The sequence below is a fragment of the Clavibacter phaseoli genome (assembly GCF_021922925.1).
Classification (GTDB): Bacteria; Actinomycetota; Actinomycetes; order Actinomycetales; family Microbacteriaceae; genus Clavibacter; species Clavibacter phaseoli.
This window is the reverse complement of sequence record NZ_CP040786.1, coordinates 2512503-2529429: the sequence shown is the minus strand read 5'-3', so window position 1 is coordinate 2529429 and position 16927 is coordinate 2512503. Positions and strand designations below refer to the sequence as shown.

General features: G+C 73.0%; 14 protein-coding genes. 8 read left to right on the top strand and 6 right to left on the bottom strand.

Annotation, left to right across the window (positions count from 1 at the left end; genetic code table 11):
* Nucleotides 1-20: 20 nt before the first annotated feature.
* Together FGI33_RS11855 and FGI33_RS11850 are read right to left on the bottom strand one after the other, a co-directional pair.
* Complete coding sequence (locus FGI33_RS11855; RefSeq protein ID WP_119434315.1) at nt 21-548, bottom strand: nucleoside/nucleotide kinase family protein; 528 nt, start codon at nt 546-548, stop codon at nt 21-23.
* Nucleotides 548-1537 carry a LacI family DNA-binding transcriptional regulator gene (locus tag FGI33_RS11850; RefSeq protein ID WP_237581938.1) on the bottom strand — a complete coding sequence of 330 codons (990 nt, stop codon included), beginning with the start codon at nt 1535-1537 and terminating at the stop codon, nt 548-550. The genes FGI33_RS11855 and FGI33_RS11850 overlap by 1 nt, the downstream gene beginning before the upstream one ends.
* A gap of 197 nt (nt 1538-1734) precedes the next feature.
* Here FGI33_RS11850 and FGI33_RS11845 point away from each other — a divergent pair, with 197 nt between their 5' ends.
* The 5 genes from FGI33_RS11845 to arfA all read left to right on the top strand — a co-directional run bounded on the left by FGI33_RS11845 (nt 1735) and on the right by arfA (nt 8697).
* Nucleotides 1735-2991, top strand: coding sequence for a sugar ABC transporter substrate-binding protein (locus FGI33_RS11845; protein ID WP_119434316.1), 1257 nt, complete (start codon nt 1735-1737; stop codon nt 2989-2991).
* Nucleotides 2992-2996: 5 nt separating this feature from the next.
* Nucleotides 2997-3995, top strand: a complete 999-nt coding sequence (locus FGI33_RS11840; protein ID WP_237581937.1) for a carbohydrate ABC transporter permease — start codon at nt 2997-2999, stop codon at nt 3993-3995.
* Between the two features lie 164 nt (nt 3996-4159).
* The gene (locus tag FGI33_RS11835) at nt 4160-4921 is read left to right on the top strand and encodes a carbohydrate ABC transporter permease (RefSeq protein WP_228504007.1); all 762 of its coding nucleotides are present in this window, start codon (nt 4160-4162) and stop codon (nt 4919-4921) included.
* A 62-nt stretch (nt 4922-4983) separates the two neighbouring features.
* A complete protein-coding gene (locus FGI33_RS11830) occupies nt 4984-6975 on the top strand; it encodes a glycoside hydrolase family 127 protein (protein ID WP_237581936.1) in 1992 nt (663 codons plus the stop codon).
* Nucleotides 6976-7173: 198 nt separating this feature from the next.
* A complete protein-coding gene (gene arfA, locus FGI33_RS11825) occupies nt 7174-8697 on the top strand; it encodes an arabinosylfuranosidase ArfA (RefSeq protein ID WP_119434604.1) in 1524 nt (507 codons plus the stop codon).
* A 66-nt stretch (nt 8698-8763) separates the two neighbouring features.
* Here arfA and FGI33_RS11820 read toward each other — a convergent pair whose 3' ends face one another.
* Both FGI33_RS11820 and FGI33_RS11815 read right to left on the bottom strand, forming a co-directional pair.
* Nucleotides 8764-9354: a GNAT family N-acetyltransferase gene (locus tag FGI33_RS11820; protein ID WP_119434605.1), complete on the bottom strand. Its 591-nt coding sequence runs from the start codon at nt 9352-9354 to the stop codon at nt 8764-8766.
* A gap of 52 nt (nt 9355-9406) precedes the next feature.
* Nucleotides 9407-9742: an Lsr2 dimerization domain-containing protein gene (locus tag FGI33_RS11815; protein ID WP_237581935.1), complete on the bottom strand. Its 336-nt coding sequence runs from the start codon at nt 9740-9742 to the stop codon at nt 9407-9409.
* Nucleotides 9743-9991: 249 nt separating this feature from the next.
* On the opposite strand from FGI33_RS11815, the gene FGI33_RS11810 reads away from it, so the two are divergent.
* Nucleotides 9992-10987: an NAD(P)/FAD-dependent oxidoreductase gene (locus FGI33_RS11810; RefSeq protein ID WP_119434282.1), complete on the top strand. Its 996-nt coding sequence runs from the start codon at nt 9992-9994 to the stop codon at nt 10985-10987.
* Between the two features lie 10 nt (nt 10988-10997).
* Here FGI33_RS11810 and FGI33_RS11805 read toward each other — a convergent pair whose 3' ends face one another.
* Nucleotides 10998-11606 carry a TetR/AcrR family transcriptional regulator gene (locus tag FGI33_RS11805; RefSeq protein ID WP_119434281.1) on the bottom strand — a complete coding sequence of 203 codons (609 nt, stop codon included), beginning with the start codon at nt 11604-11606 and terminating at the stop codon, nt 10998-11000.
* A gap of 123 nt (nt 11607-11729) precedes the next feature.
* Between FGI33_RS11805 and FGI33_RS11800 the strand changes: the two genes are divergently transcribed.
* Nucleotides 11730-12389: an NAD(P)-dependent oxidoreductase gene (locus FGI33_RS11800; protein ID WP_220453061.1), complete on the top strand. Its 660-nt coding sequence runs from the start codon at nt 11730-11732 to the stop codon at nt 12387-12389.
* Nucleotides 12390-12478: 89 nt separating this feature from the next.
* On the top strand, nt 12479-14671 hold the full coding sequence (locus FGI33_RS11795) for an ATP-dependent Clp protease ATP-binding subunit (RefSeq protein WP_119434279.1): 2193 nt from the start codon (nt 12479-12481) through the stop codon (nt 14669-14671).
* A gap of 66 nt (nt 14672-14737) precedes the next feature.
* On the opposite strand, the gene FGI33_RS11790 is transcribed toward FGI33_RS11795, so the two are convergent.
* Nucleotides 14738-16921, bottom strand: coding sequence for an alpha-galactosidase (locus FGI33_RS11790; RefSeq protein WP_119434278.1), 2184 nt, complete (start codon nt 16919-16921; stop codon nt 14738-14740).
* Between the last annotated feature and the right edge of the window lie 6 nt (nt 16922-16927).

Below are 16927 nucleotides of genomic sequence, written 5' to 3'. Positions count from 1 at the left end.
TCGGTCGAGGGCGCGCGTCGTCAGCCGGGGATCCATCCGCTGAGTCCCGCCACCTCCGCCGCGATCTCCGCGACCGCCCGGCCGTCGGTCGCCACGCGGTGCACGGAGCTGTCCGCACCTGCTTCGAGCTGCGGCGCCGCCGTCGCGCTCCGCTCGATCGCCTCCGCCAGTCCCGATCCGATCTCGCGCCCAGCCAGCCGCGCTGCCGCCGTGGCGTCGTCGGCGGTGAGCAGCACGCCGACCGCGTCCACCTCGCCGCCGAGCGCCGACGTGAGGGCCGGCAGCTCGAGCACGCTGACGGTGTTCGTGAAGATCACGCGCGTCCAGCCCGCCTCGCGGTAGTTGCGCCACAACGCCGCCAGGTTCCGCTCCGCCAGCGGGATGCCGTGCCGCCAGGGCTCGGGGTGCGCCTGGTCGAGCGCGTCGCCCTCGATGAGCGCGTGGGCGACGTCGGCCGTCGCGAGGATCCGCGACACCTCCGCCGCGACCGTGCTCTTGCCGACGCCCGAGCGCCCGCCGAGGAAGAGCGCCTGCGTGGAGGACGCCATCAGGCGCCCGTCGACGCCCGCGCCACGACTCGCACCGGCTCGCGGGAGATGCCGGCGGTGCGCTCGCCGTCGATCATGTCGACCAGCCGCTGCGCCGCCACGCGACCGAGGTGCTCGAGCTCCATGGCCACGCTCGACAGCGGCGGGCGGGCCTCGCGCACCAGCAGGTCCCAGTCGTCGAACCCGATGACGGCCACGTCGCCCGGTACGTCGCGGCCCTCGTCGCGGAGGGTGTCGAGCACGCCGCGGGCGATGTGGTCGCTGCCGCCGATGATGCCGTCCACGGGATCCCCGCCCCGCACCAGCAGGCGCGCGCAGTCCCTGCCCCATGCCTCGCCCCACTGCCCGTAGAGCGCGGATCCGCCGACCGGCTCGAGCCCGTGGTCGGCGAGCGCCGCCATCACGCCCTCGGCCCGGTCGCGCGCCGCCGAGTACGACGACTCCCCGTTGACCAGCGCGATGCGGGTGCGTCCCTGGGCGATGAGGTGCTCGGCCGCAAGGCGCCCGGCCATCACGTTGTCGGGCGTGAACGAGACGTCGCCCTCGCCGGTGGACGGCGCGTACACGTAGACGACGGGCACCCCGGACATGACGGGCGCCGGCGGCCGGGGGTTGGTCGTGCGTCCCACGACGAGGAGGCCGTCGACCCGGCGGGTGAGCAGCGACTGCAGGTGCATCTGCTCGCGGAGCGCGTCGTCCCGGGCGTCGGCGAGGAGCACCGAGAGCGATCCCTTGCCGAACGCGTCCTCGGCGCCCAGCAGGATCGGCAGCACGAAGCGGTTGTCGAGGTCGCTCGTGACCATCCCGATGGTCCCTGTGCGCGAGGAGTTGAGCGCCTGCGCGAAGAAGTTCGGCGTGAAGGACAGCGCGGCAGCCGCCTCCTCGACCCGGCGACGCGTCGTGTCACGCACCTGCGCCCGGCCGTTCAGCGCCTTCGAGGCGGTGGCGACGCTGACCCCCGCCGCGCGGGCGACGTCCGCGAGGGTCACCGGACCGGCTCCGTGCTTCGGCCCGTCGATGGTCACGCTGACGAAATTAGTTCATCCCGGTGTTGACAAGCAAACCGGACGGACATAGCTTCCTACCCGAAACCGGTTTCGGTTTGCAGTCCTCACCGAGGAGGCGGCCGCGCGACGAGCGCGGGCTCTCCGGAGGCCTGCCGTGCAGCATCCCGAGAGGACAACCCGTGAACTCCTTCACCCGCACCACGCGCCCCGTCGCCGTCGCCGGCGCGCTCGTCGTCGGTCTCGCCCTGGCCGGCTGCTCCACCGGAGGCGGCGCCGCCTCGGATGGATCCGCCGCCAGCGGCACCTACACGTTCTGGGACCCGTACCCCCAGTTCGACGCCTCCTCCGACTGGACGAAGCTCGTCGAGCAGTGCGGCACCGAGGCCGGCGTGACCGTCGAGCGCACCGGCTACGACACCTCCGACCTCACGAGCAAGGCGCTCCTCGCCGGCCAGCAGGGCAACTCGCCCGACCTCCTGCTCGTCGACAACCCCGTCGTCTCGACGCTCGCCGAGGGCGGCCTGCTCACGACGACCGAGGAGACCGGCGCCGACGTGTCCGGCTTCGAGGAGAACATCCTCGCGGCCGGCCAGCTCGGCAGCGACACCTTCGGCGTCCCCATCGGCGCCAACACCCTGGCGCTCTACTACAACAAGACGGTGCTGGCGAAGGCGGGGGTGGATCCCGCCACCATCACCGACTGGGCGTCGCTCACCGCGGCGCTCGAGGAGGTCACGGCGTCCGGCGGCAAGGGCATCACGTTCTCGGCCATCGGCACGGAGGAGGGCAGCTTCCAGTTCCTCCCGTTCTTCTGGGGATCCGGCGCCGACCTGACCGACCTCTCCTCCGACGAGGCCGTGCAGGCGCTCACCCTCTGGACCGACTGGGTGAAGCAGGGCCTCGCGCCGAACAGCGTGATCGGCAACACGCAGACGACCTCGTGGCAGGAGTTCCTGACGGGCGAGTACGCGTTCGGGGAGAACGGCACCTGGCAGCTCCAAGGCGTGAAGGACTCCGGGATCGACTACGGGATCCTCTCCATCCCCGCGAGCGACGGCGGCTCGGCCCCCGCGCCCACCGGCGGAGAGTTCCTCACGGTGCCCGTGCAGCGGGACCAGGCGCGCTACGACGTCTCGAAGGAGATCCAGGCCTGCCTCACCAGCACCGACAACCTCGTCGCCACCGACACCACGCTCTCCTACGTGGCGCCGACGGCCGACGCGCAGCAGGCCCAGGTCGCTGCGGACCCCGACCTCGAGCCGTGGGTGACCGCGGTCGGCGAGGCCAAGGGCCGCACGAGCGACGACCTCGGCACGAAGTACCCGCGCATCTCGGAGCAGCTCTGGAAGGCCGTGCAGAACAGCCTCAGCGGAGCGGCCAGCCCCGAGGACGCGCTCGACGAGGCCCAGAAGGCCGCCGAGTCGGCGAACGGCTGACCCGGATGAGCGCCCACACCATCGACCGCCGCGAGGCGGGCGCCGCGGAGCGGGGCCGCGACACCGCGGTCCCGCCCGGGCGGGACCGCGGGCCGCGTCGACCCGACGGCCGCCGGCCCCGCCGCGTCGGGCCGCGGCAGCTCACGGCGTGGGCGTTCCTCGTCCCCGTCGTCGTCTACCTCGCCGTCTTCTACGCCTACCCGCTCATCCGCAACGTCGACCTGTCGGTGCGCGACTACACCGTGCGCTCGTTCATCGACGGGTCGGCGCCGTTCATCGGGTTCGACAACTTCGCCCGGATCGTCCAGAGCCCGACCTTCGGGCCCGCGCTCGCGAACACGCTCACGTTCACGCTCGTGTCGATCGCGTTCCAGTTCACGATCGGCATGGCGCTCGCCGTCTTCTTCTTCCAGCGGTTCCGCCTCTCGGCCACCCTCCGGGCGCTGTTCCTGGTGCCGTGGCTGCTGCCGCTCATCGTCAGCGCGTCGACCTGGTCGTGGATGCTCAACAGCGAGAGCGGGATCGTCAACGCGACCATCCGCGCGCTCGGCGGCGGCCAGGTCAACTGGCTGACGTCGCCGCAGTGGGCGCTCACGTCGGTCATCGTCGCGAACATCTGGATCGGGATCCCGTTCAACCTCGTGATCCTGTACAGCGGCCTGCAGAACATCCCCGGCGACCTCTACGAGGCGGCGTCGCTCGACGGCGCGACGTCGTGGCAGCGCTTCCGCCGGATCACGTTCCCGCTGCTCGCGCCGGTCTCCGCGATCACGATCCTGCTGGGCCTCGTCTACACGCTGAAGGTGTTCGACATCATCTGGATCATGACCCGCGGCGGTCCGGGGGACACCTCCACGACCTTCGCGATCTGGTCCTACCAGCTCGGATTCGGCTCGACGCTGCCCACCTTCGGGCCGGCCGCCGCGGTCGGCAACCTCCTCATCGTCATGGCCCTCGTCTGCGGCCTCGTCTACCTGCGCGTGCAGAGGAAGCAGGAGAGCTGATGTCCACCGCCACTCCCGCCCGAACGTCCGGATCCGTGGGCTCCACCGCCCCGGCCGGCCGCCGCGGCTCGTCGGAGCGCTCGCCCGAGCGGGCCGCGCAGATCCGCCGGAAGGGCCGCCGCAGCACCGCGACGACCGTGATCGGCGTGCTGCTGACCGCGGTGATGCTCTTCCCCGTGTACTGGATGGTGAACGTCTCGCTGACGCCCACGGACCAGATGCGGCAGAGCCCGCCGCAGCTGTTCCCCCTCGCGCCGACCCTCGACGGCTACGCGGCCGTCGTGCGCGACCAGCTGCCCTACCTCGGCACGAGCCTCGTGGTCGGCCTCGGGACGGTGATCGTCACGATCGCCCTGTCGGCGCCCGCGGCCTACTCGCTCGCCAAGCTCCGTCCCGTGGGCGGCGGGGCGCTGGGCTTCGTCATGATCGTGGCGCAGATGATCCCGCAGGTGATCATGGCGATGGGCTTCTACGCGATCTACCTCAACGCCGGGATCCTGAATCGGTGGTGGGGCCTCATCATCGCCGACAGCACGCTGGCCGTGCCGTTCGGGGTGCTGATCTTCACCGCGTTCATGCGCGGGATCCCCGACGAGCTCCTGTCCGCCGCGGAGCTCGACGGCGCCGGCACCTGGCGCACCTTCGTCTCGATCGTGCTGCCCGTGAGCCGCAACTCGGTCGTGACGGTGGGCCTCTTCGCCTTCCTCTGGGCGTGGTCGGACTTCGTGTTCTCGTCGACGCTCAACAGCGGCGGCGACGCGCAGACCATCACGCTCGGCATCTACCGCTACATAGGCAACAACAATCAGGAGTGGAACTCGATCATGGCGACCGCCGTGGTGGCCTCCATCCCCGCGACCGTGCTGCTGATCGTCGCCCAGCGCTACGTCGCCGCCGGCGTCACCGCCGGCGCCGTGAAGGACTGACGCATGACCGCCGACCGGCTCCGCCCGCCCCGCATCCCCATCACCCTCCGAGGAGACCTCCCGTGACCCTGCCCACCTCCCTCGACACGTCCGCCGCCGCCTCGCGGGACGGGCGCCATGCCCGCCCCGGCGGACCCGTCTCGCCGACGCGCTCCCGGCTCACCCCGCTCGACGCGGCCGAGATCCGGCTCGTCGACGGCTTCTGGAGCGAGAGGCAGCGGCTGAACGCCGACGTGATCCTCCGCCACTGCGAGGAGTGGATGGAGCGGATCGGCTGGACCTCGAACCTCGACCGCGCTGCCTCCGGCGAGGAGGGCTGGGAGCACGCGGGCATCGAGTTCGTGGACTCCGAGATCCACAAGCTGCTCGAGGGCATGGCGTGGGAGCTCGGCCGGCCCGTGGACGCGGACGACCCGGCGGCCGTCGCCGCGCACGTCGACCTGGCCGACCGCTTCGCCCGGCTCGTCTCGCGCGTGGCCGCGGCGCAGGATCCCGACGGCTACCTCCACACGTCGTTCGGCCGCCCGTGGCAGCGCCCGCGCTACTCCGACCTGGAATGGGGCCACGAGCTGTACTCGATGGGGCACCTCATCCAGGCCGGCGTCGCCGCGCACCGGACCGGGACCTCGGACGAGCTCGTCGGCGTGGTGACCCGCGTCGCCGACCACCTCTGGGAGGCCTTCGGACCCGACGGGCGGGTCGCCGTGTGCGGCCACCCCGAGGTGGAGGTCGCCCTCGTCGAGCTCGGCCGCGCGCTGGAGGAGCCGCGGTACGTGGAGCTCGCGCGCCTGTTCGTGGAGCGGCGGGGACACGGGCTGCTCGGGCAGATCGAGTACGGCGCCGAGTACTTCCAGGACGACGTGCCCGTGCGCGACGCGGACGTGCTCCGCGGCCACGCGGTGCGCGCGCTGTACCTCGCGGCCGGGGCCCTCGACGTCGCCGTGGAGACCGGCGACGCGGAGCTCGCGGACGCCGTGCGCCGTCAGTGGGAGGAGACCGTGCGGGCCCGCACGTACGTGACCGGCGGCATGGGATCCCACCACCAGGACGAGGCGTTCGGCGCCGACTTCGAGCTGCCGCCGGACCGCGCCTACGCGGAGACCTGCGCGGGCATCGCGTCGAACATGCTGTCGTGGCGCCTGCTCCTCCAGCACGACGACCCGCGCTACGCCGACCTCATCGAGCGCACCCTGCTCAACACCGTGCTCGCCTCCCCGCGGGAGGACGGCCGCGCCTTCTTCTACACGAACACGCTGCACCAGCGGACCCCCGGCACGGCGCCCGACGAGGACGAGGTGAACGCGCGGGCGCTCGCGAGCCTCCGGGCGCCGTGGTTCGAGGTGTCGTGCTGCCCCACCAACGTCGCCCGCACGCTCGCGAGCATGGAGCTGACGTTCGCGACGCGGTCGCCCGACGGGGTGCAGATCCACCAGCTGGGCTCGTACGACGTGGACACCGTGCTCGAGGACGGCACCCCCGTCGCGCTGTCCGTGCGCAGCGGCTACCCGTACGCGGGCGACGTGTCGGTCGCGTTCCGCGAGGACACGGGGCGGGAGGTGGAGCTGGCCGTGCGGATCCCCGCGTGGGCGCGCACCGCGACCCTCACCGAGCCCGGCGGATCGCCGCTCGAGGTCCGCGGGCGCCGGGCGCTCGTGCACCGCCGCTTCCGCGCGGGCGACGAGGTGCGGCTCGACCTGCCCATGGCCGCGCGCTTCGTGATCCCGGATTTCCGCATCGACGCCGTGCGCGGGCAGGTCGCGGTCGAGCGCGGCCCGCTCGTGCTGGCCCTCGAGTCGACCGACGTGCCCTCGGGCCAGGTCGGCGACGTCGCGGTCGACACGAGATCCGCCCCCGCGCTCACTGAGCGCGGGGCGCGCGTGCGGCTGTCCCGCACGGTGGCCGACGTCGCCGACTGGCCCTACGGCCACGGCGTCGACCGCGTCGACCGCGTCGAGCCGCTGGGCGAGGTGGACCTCGTGCCCTACGCCTCCTGGGCGAACCGCGGCCCGTCCACCATGCGGGTCTGGATCCCCGTGGCGGCCGGCCGCAGCTGAAGAGCCGCGCCCGTCTCGTCCCGCCCCGCACCCCGCCCGTCTCCGCGGCGCGCGGGGCGGCCCGCGTCGCGTTGACACCGCCCCGACGCCCCCGCGACAATGGAGGGACGTTGCGCTTACAACGTTGTAACGGCTCGGATCCACCCGGCTCGCCCGGCGTCGATCGGCCCCGCTCCCGATGAAGTGAAGGACCACTCCATGACCGACGCCCGCCCCGCGGCCGACGCCCGCATCGCCATCGACCGCACCGCGGTCGTCGCCCCCGTCAACCGCCGCACCTTCGGCTCGTTCGTCGAGCACCTCGGTCGCTGCGTCTACGACGGGATCTACGAGCCCGGCCACCCCACCGCGAACGCGGACGGCTTCCGCCTCGACGTGGTCGACCTCGTCAAGGAGCTCGGCTCGAGCACCATCCGCTACCCCGGCGGCAACTTCGTCTCCGGCTACCGCTGGGAGGACGGCGTCGGCCCCCGCGCCGAGCGCCCGAAGCGCCTCGACCTCGCCTGGCACTCGCTCGAGACCAACGAGGTCGGCCTCGACGAGTTCGCGCGCTGGTGCGAGCTCACCGGCAGCGAGCTGATGATGGCCGTCAACCTCGGCACGCGCGGCGTGCTCGAGGCCCTCGACATCCTCGAGTACTCGAACCACCCGGGCGGCACCGCCCTCTCCGACCAGCGCATCGCCAACGGATCCCCCGAGCCCCACGGCGTGAAGATGTGGTGCCTCGGCAACGAGATGGACGGCCCGTGGCAGGTCGGCCACATGACCGCGGACGACTACGGCAAGCTCGCGAACCGCACCGCCGGCGCCATGAAGATGGTGGATCCCACGCTCGAGCTCGTCGCGTGCGGCAGCAGCGGATCCGGCATGCCGACCTTCGGCGAGTGGGAGCGCACCGTGCTCGAGCACGCCTACGACAACGTCGACTTCATCTCGGCCCACGCCTACTACCAGGAGCGCAAGGGCGACCTCGGCAGCTTCCTCGCCTCGTCGCTCGACATGGAGTACTTCATCCGCACGGTCGTCGCATCGGCCGACCAGGTCAAGTACCGCCGCAAGAGCGACAAGACGATCAACATCTCGTTCGACGAGTGGAACGTCTGGTACCTCGACGAGCACCAGGAGTCCGGCGTCATCACTGAGGGCTGGCCCTACGCGCCGCACCTGCTCGAGGACGTCTACTCGGTCGCCGACGCGGTCGTGCTCGGCAACCTCATGATCACGCTGCTCAAGCACAGCGACCGCGTCACGTCGGCCAGCCTCGCGCAGCTCGTGAACGTGATCGCGCCGATCATGACGGAGACGGGCGGCGGCGCCTGGCGCCAGACCACGTTCTTCCCGTTCTCGGTCACGAGCCGGCTCGCGCAGGGCGAGGTGCTCAAGCCGCGCATCGACGTGGGCACGTACGAGACCGAGGTGCACGGCACCGCGCCGCTCGTCGACTCCGTCGCGACCTTCGACGAGGCCACCGGCCGCGCCGCGGTCTTCCTCGTGAACCGCAGCCTGTCGGACGCGCTCACGATCGAGGTCGACGTCACCGGCCTCGCCGTCTCCGAGGTGCTCGAGGCCGTCGGGATCCACGACGAGGACGTCTACGCGAAGAACACCTTCGAGGACCGCGAGCGCGTGGGCCTGACCGAGAACGCCTCGGCGACGCTCGCCGACGGCACCCTCACGATCACGCTGCCGCCCGTGTCGTGGACGGCCGTGTCGCTCGGCTAGCCGCCCCCGCTCGACCACGCGCCCGTCGCGCCGCATCCGCGGCCGGCGGGCGTCGTGCGTGGGGCCTCAGCCCCGCGGATCCGACCGCAGCAGCGCCATCACGATCACGTCGACCGGCTCGCCGTCGAAGCGGAAGGCGGCGCGGAGGCGGCCCTCCTCGACGAAGCCCGCGCGCTCGTAGACGCGGCGGGCGCGGGGGTTGAAGGCCATGACCTCGAGGGAGACGCGCTCGAGGTCGGTCGCGGCGAACGCGTGGTCGACCAGCATCCGGACGGCCTCGGAGCCGAGACCGCGGTCGCGGCCGGCGGGGCCGATGAGGATGCGGAGGTTCGCGCTCCGGTCCTCGGGGCTCCACTCGTTGATCACGGCCTCGCCCACGCAGGCGTCCGTCGCGCGGTCGACCAGGGCGAGGTCGAGGCGGTCGGGCTGATCGGCGCGCGTCGCGTACCAGGTGCGCGTGCGGTCGTCGAGCGTCGTCCGCGCGGCCATCTCGGCGACCTCGGCGGTCGTGTGCGCGGATCCGGTGAGGCGGATCACGTCCGGGTCGGCGAGCACGGGACCCATGGCGTCGACGTCGGCGGGGGAGAAGGGGCGCAGGATCACGCGCTCGCCCTCGAGGCGCGGGACGGCGGGGAACAGGCGGGGCTCGGCGCTCATGGATCCATCGTGCCGTGCCGTGGAGGCCGCCGGCGCCGGCGCCGCGCGCGGGTCAGCGCCCGTCGCGGCCCCGGTACAGCGTCATGAGGGTCGCCGAGATGCGACCGCCCGGGCCGAGCTTGTGGCCGTTCGCCTCGAGCCACTCGCGGGCCGCGGCGCGCTCGCCGGTCGGGGCGGCGCCCGCGGGGCGAGCGGGCTCGTCGCGGATGGGCGTGATCGTCACGGTCGTGCGCCGCCCGGCCGCGACGTACGGCGCGAGCGCGGCGCGGAGGGCGCGTGCGCCCGCGGGGTCGAGGTCGATCTCGTGCACGATGCCGTCGAGGCCGAAGCGCACCGCCTCGGTGGTGCTGTCCGTCGTGTCGTCGCGCGGATCCACGTCGTCGGTCATGCCGTCTCCTCGAGCTCTCGATCCCCCTCCGGCAGCCTAGGTCGCTGCGGGGACATCGCCCGCGGCGCGATGGCCGTCCTGCTCGTCTCCGCGATCGCCGGGGGTCACGGTGGTCGCGCTCCAGCCGGGCACGTATCCGCTCCCCGTCTAGGGCGCCGAGCACCGGCACCGACGCGCGAGCGGCGACGCGCCCTTGCCGTTCTAGCAATGGGCCGTGCGCCTGGCGCTCGGACGCGTGAGGCTCGTCCCATGGAGATCACACAGGGAATCGACGGACGGCACGACTGGGACGCGGTCGTCATCGGCGGCGGCGTGGCGGGATCGAGCGCGGCGCTCATGCTCGCGCGGGCCCGCCGGAGCGTGCTCGTCGTGGACGCGGGCCAGCCCCGCAACGCCGTCGCCGCGCACATGCACGGCGTGCTCGGCCACGACGGGAAGCCACCGCGTCAGCTCATCGCAGAGGGCCGGCGCGAGATCGAGGGCTACGGCGGCGTCGTGGTCGACGGGCGGGTCGAGGGGGTCGAGGCGCTCGACGATCCCGCGGGTCCGCGCTTCCGCGTGAGCCTCGACGGCGGCGGCGAGGTCACGGCCCGCCGCGTGATCCTCGCGACCGGCCTCGCCGACGTCCTGCCCGACGTGCCCGGCCTCGCGGCGCACTGGGGCGCGGGCGTCGTCGTCTGCCCCTACTGCGACGGCTACGAGGTGCGCGACCGCCGCATCGGCGTGCTCGCGACCGGGCCCGGCAGCCTGCACCACGTGCAGATGCTGCGGCAGTGGTCGGCCGACGTCACGTTCCTCGTGGCGGGCGGGACGGCAGACGGCGCGCCGCTCGCGATCGACGACGCGACCCGCGCCGGGATCGACGCCCGCGGGATCCGCGTCGAGGAGGCCGCGGTCGTGCGCGTGGTCGGCGAGCGCGGTGCGCTCGAGGGCGTGGAGCTCGCCGACGGCCGGATCCTGCCGCTCGACTCGCTCTTCGCCATGCCGGGCGTCGCACCCCGCGACGGGGTCGCCCGCGCGCTCGACGCCGCGACCGAGGACACCCCGTGGGGCCCGTTCGTCGCGGCGGATCCGATGGGCCAGACGAGCGTCCCGGGCCTCCTCATCGCGGGCAACGCGTCGAGCGGATCCGCGAACGTGCCGGTGGCCATGGCCGCGGGCACCATGGCAGGAGCGATGGCGAACGCGGGCTTGGTGACGGAGGACGTCGCCATCGCGGTGGCGGGCGTCCCCGCGCTGGCGTAGCCCGGGCGGATCAGCGCCGGGTGATCGCCCGCGCGCCCAGGCGCGACTCCAGCATCGCGTCCATCGCCTCGCGCACGAGGACGTCGCCCTGCTCGCGGCTGATGCGCCGGGCGGCGACGAGCGCGGCGATGCCCTGCATCGTGGCGGCGAAGAGGAGCTTGAAGCGCTCGCGGGCGTCGCCGTCGGGATCCGCGTCATCGCCGTCCGGGTCGCCCATCGCCTCGTCGAGCACCTGGAACAGGCGCAGCGACGCGTCGCGCACGGGCCCGGCGGCGGCACCCGTCTTCGCCTGGAACATGAGCTCCATGAGCGCCGCGTCCTCGACCGCGAAGTCGACGTAGGCCCGGGCGACGCGCACGAAGCGCGCGTGCAGGGATCCGCGGGTGGCGAGCGCGGAGCGCACGTCCTCGGTGAGCCGCGTGAAGCCGCGCTCGGCGAGGGCGTCGAGCAGGGCCTGCCGGTCGATGAAGTGGCTGCGCGGGGCGCCGTGGCTCACGCCGGCCTGCCGCGCGAGCTCGCGCAGGGACAGGCCGTCGGTCCCGTCCGTGCGGAGCATCGCCTCCGCCTGCTCGAGCAGCACGGCGCGGAGGTTCCCGTGGTGGAAGGGCCGCGTCGTCATTCACGGATCCTACCCGAGGAGTAGGCATTGACTATTTTCTAGGCAACGCCTACTTTGAGGCCGGGGCGCCACCGCGTCTCCATGACGCGTCCTCCGGGGCGCACTCGACGACAGGATCCCCTCGTGGAACGACAGACCACCCTCCTGGTGCTCGGCGGCACCGGCCGGACCGGCCAGCACCTCATCCGCCTCGCCCTCGAGCAGGGCCACCGGGTGCGCGCCCTCGCGCGGACGCCCGCCAAGCTCACCGCCACCCATCCTGACCTCGAGGTGATCCGCGGATCCATCACCGAGGACCTCGACCTGGACGCGCTCGTGGCCGGCACCGACCACGTGGTCTCGCTGCTCGGCGACGCCGCGGCGCAGCGCGTCCGTCCCGTCAACACCGAGTTCGTGCGCCGGCTCGTGCCGGCCATGCGCCGCAACGGGGTCGGCCGCTTCCTCTACCAGGCGGGCGGGCTCAGCGCCGCCCCTGGCCGGCCGCTCCCGCCGGCCCTGCGACTCATCCGCGCCACGATCGCCCGCGGGTTCACCGGGCAGCACGAGGACAACGAGGCCGTCATGCGGTACCTGGTCGACGAGGCCGGCGACGTCGAGTGGATGGTCCACCGCGCGGGAATCGGCGGCGATGGGCCGTCGAAGGGCGTGCTGCGGCGGTCCGAGAAGGCGTTCAGCATCGGGACCTTCGCGGACTGCGCGGCCTACGACCTGCGCCTGGTCATGGATCCGACGGCCGTGCGCACGTGCGACCTCAGCTCCTACCGCACGGGCGCCGCGGCCTGAGCCGGGGAGGCGGCGAGCGGTGGCGCTGAGTCGACTCCCGCAGTAAAGTTGAGCCACGACGACTCAACTAGGACCGAGAGAGGAACCCAGTGGCCAACATGCAGGGCGCACCCGCCACCGACGAGAACGCGAAGACCGCGCTCGAGCAGTACGGGGTGAACCTGACCGAGATCGCGAAGAGCGGCAAGCTCGACCCGGTCATCGGGCGCGACGCGGAGATCCGGCGCATCAGCCAGGTGCTCACGCGGCGCACCAAGAACAACCCGGTGCTCATCGGCGAGCCCGGCGTCGGCAAGACCGCCGTGGTCGAGGGCCTCGCGCAGCGCATCGTCGCCGGCGACGTGGCCGACTCGCTCAAGGGCAAGCAGCTGGTGTCGCTGGATCTGGCCGCCCTCGTCGCGGGCGCCAAGTACCGCGGCGAGTTCGAGGAGCGGCTGAAGGCCGTGCTCAAGGAGATCGACGACGCCGACGGCGAGGTCATCACGTTCGTCGACGAGCTGCACACGCTCATGGGCGCGGGCGGCGGCGAGGGATCCGTGGCCGCGTCCAACATGCTCAAGCCCATGCTCGCGCGCGGCGAGCTGCGCCTCATCGGCGCCACCACGCTCGACGAGTACCGCCAGTACATCGAGAAGGACGCCGCCCTCGAACGCCGCTTCCAGCAGGTGTACGTCGGCGAGCCGAGCGTCGAGGACACCGTCGCGATCCTCCGCGGGCTGAAGGGCCGGTACGAGGCGCACCACCAGGTGCCCATCACGGACGCGGCGCTCGTCGCGGCCGCGTCCCTCTCCAACCGCTACATCCCCGCTCGGCAGCTACCGGACAAGGCCATCGACCTCATCGACGAGGCCGCGTCGCGCCTGCGGATGGAGATCGACTCGTCGCCCGTCGAGATCGACGAGCTGCGGCGCGCGGTCGACCGCATGCGGCTCGAGGAGCTCGCGCTCAAGCGCGAGAAGGACGAGGCGTCGAAGGCGCGGCTCGCGAAGCTGCGCGAGGACGTCGCGGCGCGCGAGCAGACCCTCGGCGAGCTGCAGCGGCGCTGGGAGGCGGAGCGCGCGAGCGTCAACCGCGTCGGCAAGCTGAAGGACGAGCTCAACGAGCTGCGGATCCGCGCCGAGCGGGCGCAGCGCGAGGGGAACCTCGAGAAGGCGTCGCGGCTGCTCTACGGCGAGATCCCGGTGATCGAGCGCGAGGTCGCGCAGGCGGAGGCCGCCGAGTCGGTGCCGTCGGACGAGGACCGCATGGTCAACGAGCAGGTGACCGCCGAGGACATCGCGGCGGTCGTGGCGGCATGGACGGGGATCCCCGTCGGCCGGCTGCTCCAGGGCGAGACCGAGAAGCTGCTGCACCTCGAGCAGGAGCTCGGCAAGCGGCTCATCGGGCAGAAGCCGGCCGTCCGGGCCGTCGCGGACGCGGTGCGCCGCACGCGCGCCGGGATCTCGGATCCCGACCGGCCCACCGGCTCCTTCCTCTTCCTCGGCCCCACGGGCGTCGGCAAGACGGAGCTCGCGAAGGCGCTCGCCGAGTTCCTGTTCGACGACGAGAAGGCGATGGTGCGCATCGACATGAGCGAGTACGGCGAGAAGTTCGCCGTCTCGCGCCTGGTGGGCGCGCCTCCCGGGTACGTCGGGTACGAGCAGGGCGGCCAGCTGACCGAGGCCGTGCGCCGCCGCCCGTACTCGGTGGTGCTGCTCGACGAGGTCGAGAAGGCGCACCCCGAGGTGTTCGACGTGCTGCTGCAGGTGCTCGACGACGGCCGGCTCACCGACGGCCAGGGCCGCACGGTCGACTTCCGCAACGTGATCCTCGTGCTCACCAGCAACCTCGGCTCGCAGTTCATCAGCGACGCCACGCTGCCGCTCGACCAGCGCGAGCAGGCCGTGCAGCAGCTCGTGCGCCAGACGTTCAAGCCGGAGTTCGTGAACCGGCTCGACGACATCGTGGTGTTCCAGACGCTGTCGATGGACGACCTGGCGCAGATCGTCGAGCTCTACATCGACCGGCTCGGCGTACGGCTCTCCGACCGTCGGCTCACGCTCGGGGTCACGCCGGACGCGCGCCGCTGGCTCGCCGAGCGCGGTCACGACCCGCTGTACGGCGCCCGGCCGCTGCGCCGCCTCATGCAGCGCGAGATCGACGACCGCCTCGCGCGCGAGCTGCTCGCGGGCGACATCCGCGACGGCGACGCGGTGCGGGTCGACCTCGCGCCCGACGGCGACGGCCTCACGGTCAGCCGCGCGTGGAGCGACGAGCCGGAGGATCAGGCGCCCGGCCTCTGATCCCCGTGCGGCCCGCCGCGCGCCCCTCCCGGGTGCGCGGCGGGCCGTCGTCGTGTCCGGCCGGGATCAGACCGCGGTCACGCGCAGGATCGCGATGGACTCGGGCAGCATGCCCGGCGCGTGCAGGCCGGATGCGGCCAGCGCGCGGCCCGTCAGCTCGACGCCGCCCCACCAGGCCGGGGCCGTGAAGCCCGGATCGGGGGTGCCGACGCGCATGGGCTCCACGCGGTAGCGGCGCGCGGGATCCAGGCCCGGCAGCAGGAAGCGGCCGCGCGGCGAGACCTCGGAGCGGCCGATCGACGCGAGGAAGAACAGCGCGCGCTCGGCGTCCTCCGCGACGGCGCCGTAGACGAGCAGGGTCGGGTCGGACTCGTCCGCGCGGACGACCGTGCCCGTGTGCATCAGCGCGCGCTCCTCCTTGTAGAGGGCGATCCACGCCTCGAGGTCGGCGTTCTCCTCGTCGGTGGCCTGCGCGAGGTCCCACTCGATGCCGAGGTGGCCGTAGAGCGCCGAGCCCGCGCGGAACGCGAGGCGGTGCGCGCGGCCGGTGGTGTGGCTGACGCCCGAGGCGATGTGGGAGCCCAGCAGCTCGGGCGGGAGGAGCTGCATGGTCCAGCGCATCATCGTCTGCCGGTCGAGCGGGTCGATGCAGTCGGAGACCCAGACGCGGTCGGTGCGCTCGAGCACGCCGAGGTCGACGCGGGATCCGCCGGAGGAGCACGACTCGATCTCGAGGCCGGGGAAGCGCGCCTTCAGCTCGTCCATGAGGCGGTACGCCGCGAGCGTCTGCAGGTGCACGCCCGCCTCGCCGCGCGGGGCGATGCCGGCGTCGACGAGGTCGCGGTTGTGGTCCCACTTGATGTAGGCGATGTCGTTCTCGGTCAGGATCGCCGTCATGCGCTCGAGCACGTGGTCGTAGGCCGCGGGGATCGCGAGGTCGAGCACCTGCTGGTCGCGGGCGCGGACGGGGAGGCGGCCGCCGGTGGCCATGATCCACTCCGGGTGGGCGCGCGCGAGGTCGGAGTCCTCGTTGACCATCTCGGGCTCGAACCAGATGCCGAACTCCATGCCGAGGCCCGTGACGTGGTCGATGATCGGGCCGAGGCCGTCCGGCCAGACGTCCTCGTCGACGTACCAGTCGCCGAGGCCCGCGTGGTCGTCGCGGCGGTGGCGGAACCAGCCGTCGTCGAGCACGTAGCGCTCGACGCCGAGCGCGGCGGCGCGGTCGGCGAGGTCCGTCAGGCGCGCGAGGTCGTGGTCGAAGTAGACGGCCTCCCACACGTTGATCGTCATGGGCCGGTCGCGGCGCGGGTGCGTGTCGCGAGCGCGCAGGTGGCGGTGGAAGCGGGCGGCCTGGTCGTCGAGGCCGTGGCCGAAGGCGAAGTGGATCCACGGGCTCGCGTACGCCTCGCCCCGCGCGAGCCGCACCTCGCCGGGCAGCAGCAGCTCGCCGCCGCCGATCACCTGGCGGCCGGTGGAGAGGCGCTCCGCGTAGTGGCGGTGGTTGCCGCTGAAGGCGACGTGCACGCCGCGGACGTCGCCCTGCCGGAAGCCGAAGCCAGGGGTGCCGACCGAGAGGAGGGTCGCGGCGTCGGGACCGGTGCGGCCCTTGCGGCCCTCGCGCTCGTGGATCCCGACGACGAGCTCCCGGCGCTGCGGCGTGCGCTCGAGGCCCCAGCGTCCGGCGAAGTCGAGGATCTCGCGGGCCTCGGCCGGCAGGGGCAGCGCGAGCTGGAGGGCGCCGACGGCGTAGGTCGCGTCGCCGGTGTTCGTGACCTCGGCGCGCGTGCGGACGAGGCCGGACGCCAGCAGCTCGACGTCCATCACGAGCGCGAGGCCGGCGATCTCGTCGACCGCGTCGACGTGCACGAGGGCGGGGCCGGCGGACGCGGATCCTGGACGGCCGTCGACGCCCGCGGGGAGCGGATCGCCGTCGACGGTGGCGGACGTGACGCGGAACAGCGGCGACCAGTCGGCGCCGTCGCGGTGGCCCTCGAGGCCGGGCTTGCCCGTCCAGGACGTGTGGGCCTCGGGGAGGATCGCGAGGCGGATGGGGTCGTCGGCCACGCTGCCCGCGATGGGCTCGACGGCCGCGAGCGCCATCGTCGCGAGGTCGGCCGCGGTGGTGTCGCCGAGATCCGCGCCCCAGTGCACGACGGCCGGAAGGCGGCCCTCCGTGAGGTCGAGCACGAGCGAGACGCCGGACGCCCGGAGGTGGAGGAGGGCGGAGGGGACGGCGGTGTCGGGCATGATTCT

Bases quoted from the DNA above. Each gene is read 5' to 3' on its own strand.
- FGI33_RS11855 (WP_119434315.1), bottom strand. From the start codon at position 548: ATGGCGTCCTCCACGCAGGCGCTCTTCCTCGGCGGGCGCTCGGGCGTC.
- FGI33_RS11840 (WP_237581937.1), top strand. From the start codon at position 2,997: ATGAGCGCCCACACCATCGACCGCCGCGAGGCGGGCGCCGCGGAGCGG.
- FGI33_RS11835 (WP_228504007.1), top strand. From the start codon at position 4,160: ATGCTCTTCCCCGTGTACTGGATGGTGAACGTCTCGCTGACGCCCACG.
- arfA (WP_119434604.1), top strand. From the start codon at position 7,174: ATGACCGACGCCCGCCCCGCGGCCGACGCCCGCATCGCCATCGACCGC.
- FGI33_RS11820 (WP_119434605.1), bottom strand. From the start codon at position 9,354: ATGAGCGCCGAGCCCCGCCTGTTCCCCGCCGTCCCGCGCCTCGAGGGC.
- FGI33_RS11815 (WP_237581935.1), bottom strand. From the start codon at position 9,742: ATGACCGACGACGTGGATCCGCGCGACGACACGACGGACAGCACCACC.
- FGI33_RS11810 (WP_119434282.1), top strand. From the start codon at position 9,992: ATGGAGATCACACAGGGAATCGACGGACGGCACGACTGGGACGCGGTC.
- FGI33_RS11805 (WP_119434281.1), bottom strand. From the start codon at position 11,606: ATGACGACGCGGCCCTTCCACCACGGGAACCTCCGCGCCGTGCTGCTC.
- FGI33_RS11790 (WP_119434278.1), bottom strand. From the start codon at position 16,921: ATGCCCGACACCGCCGTCCCCTCCGCCCTCCTCCACCTCCGGGCGTCC.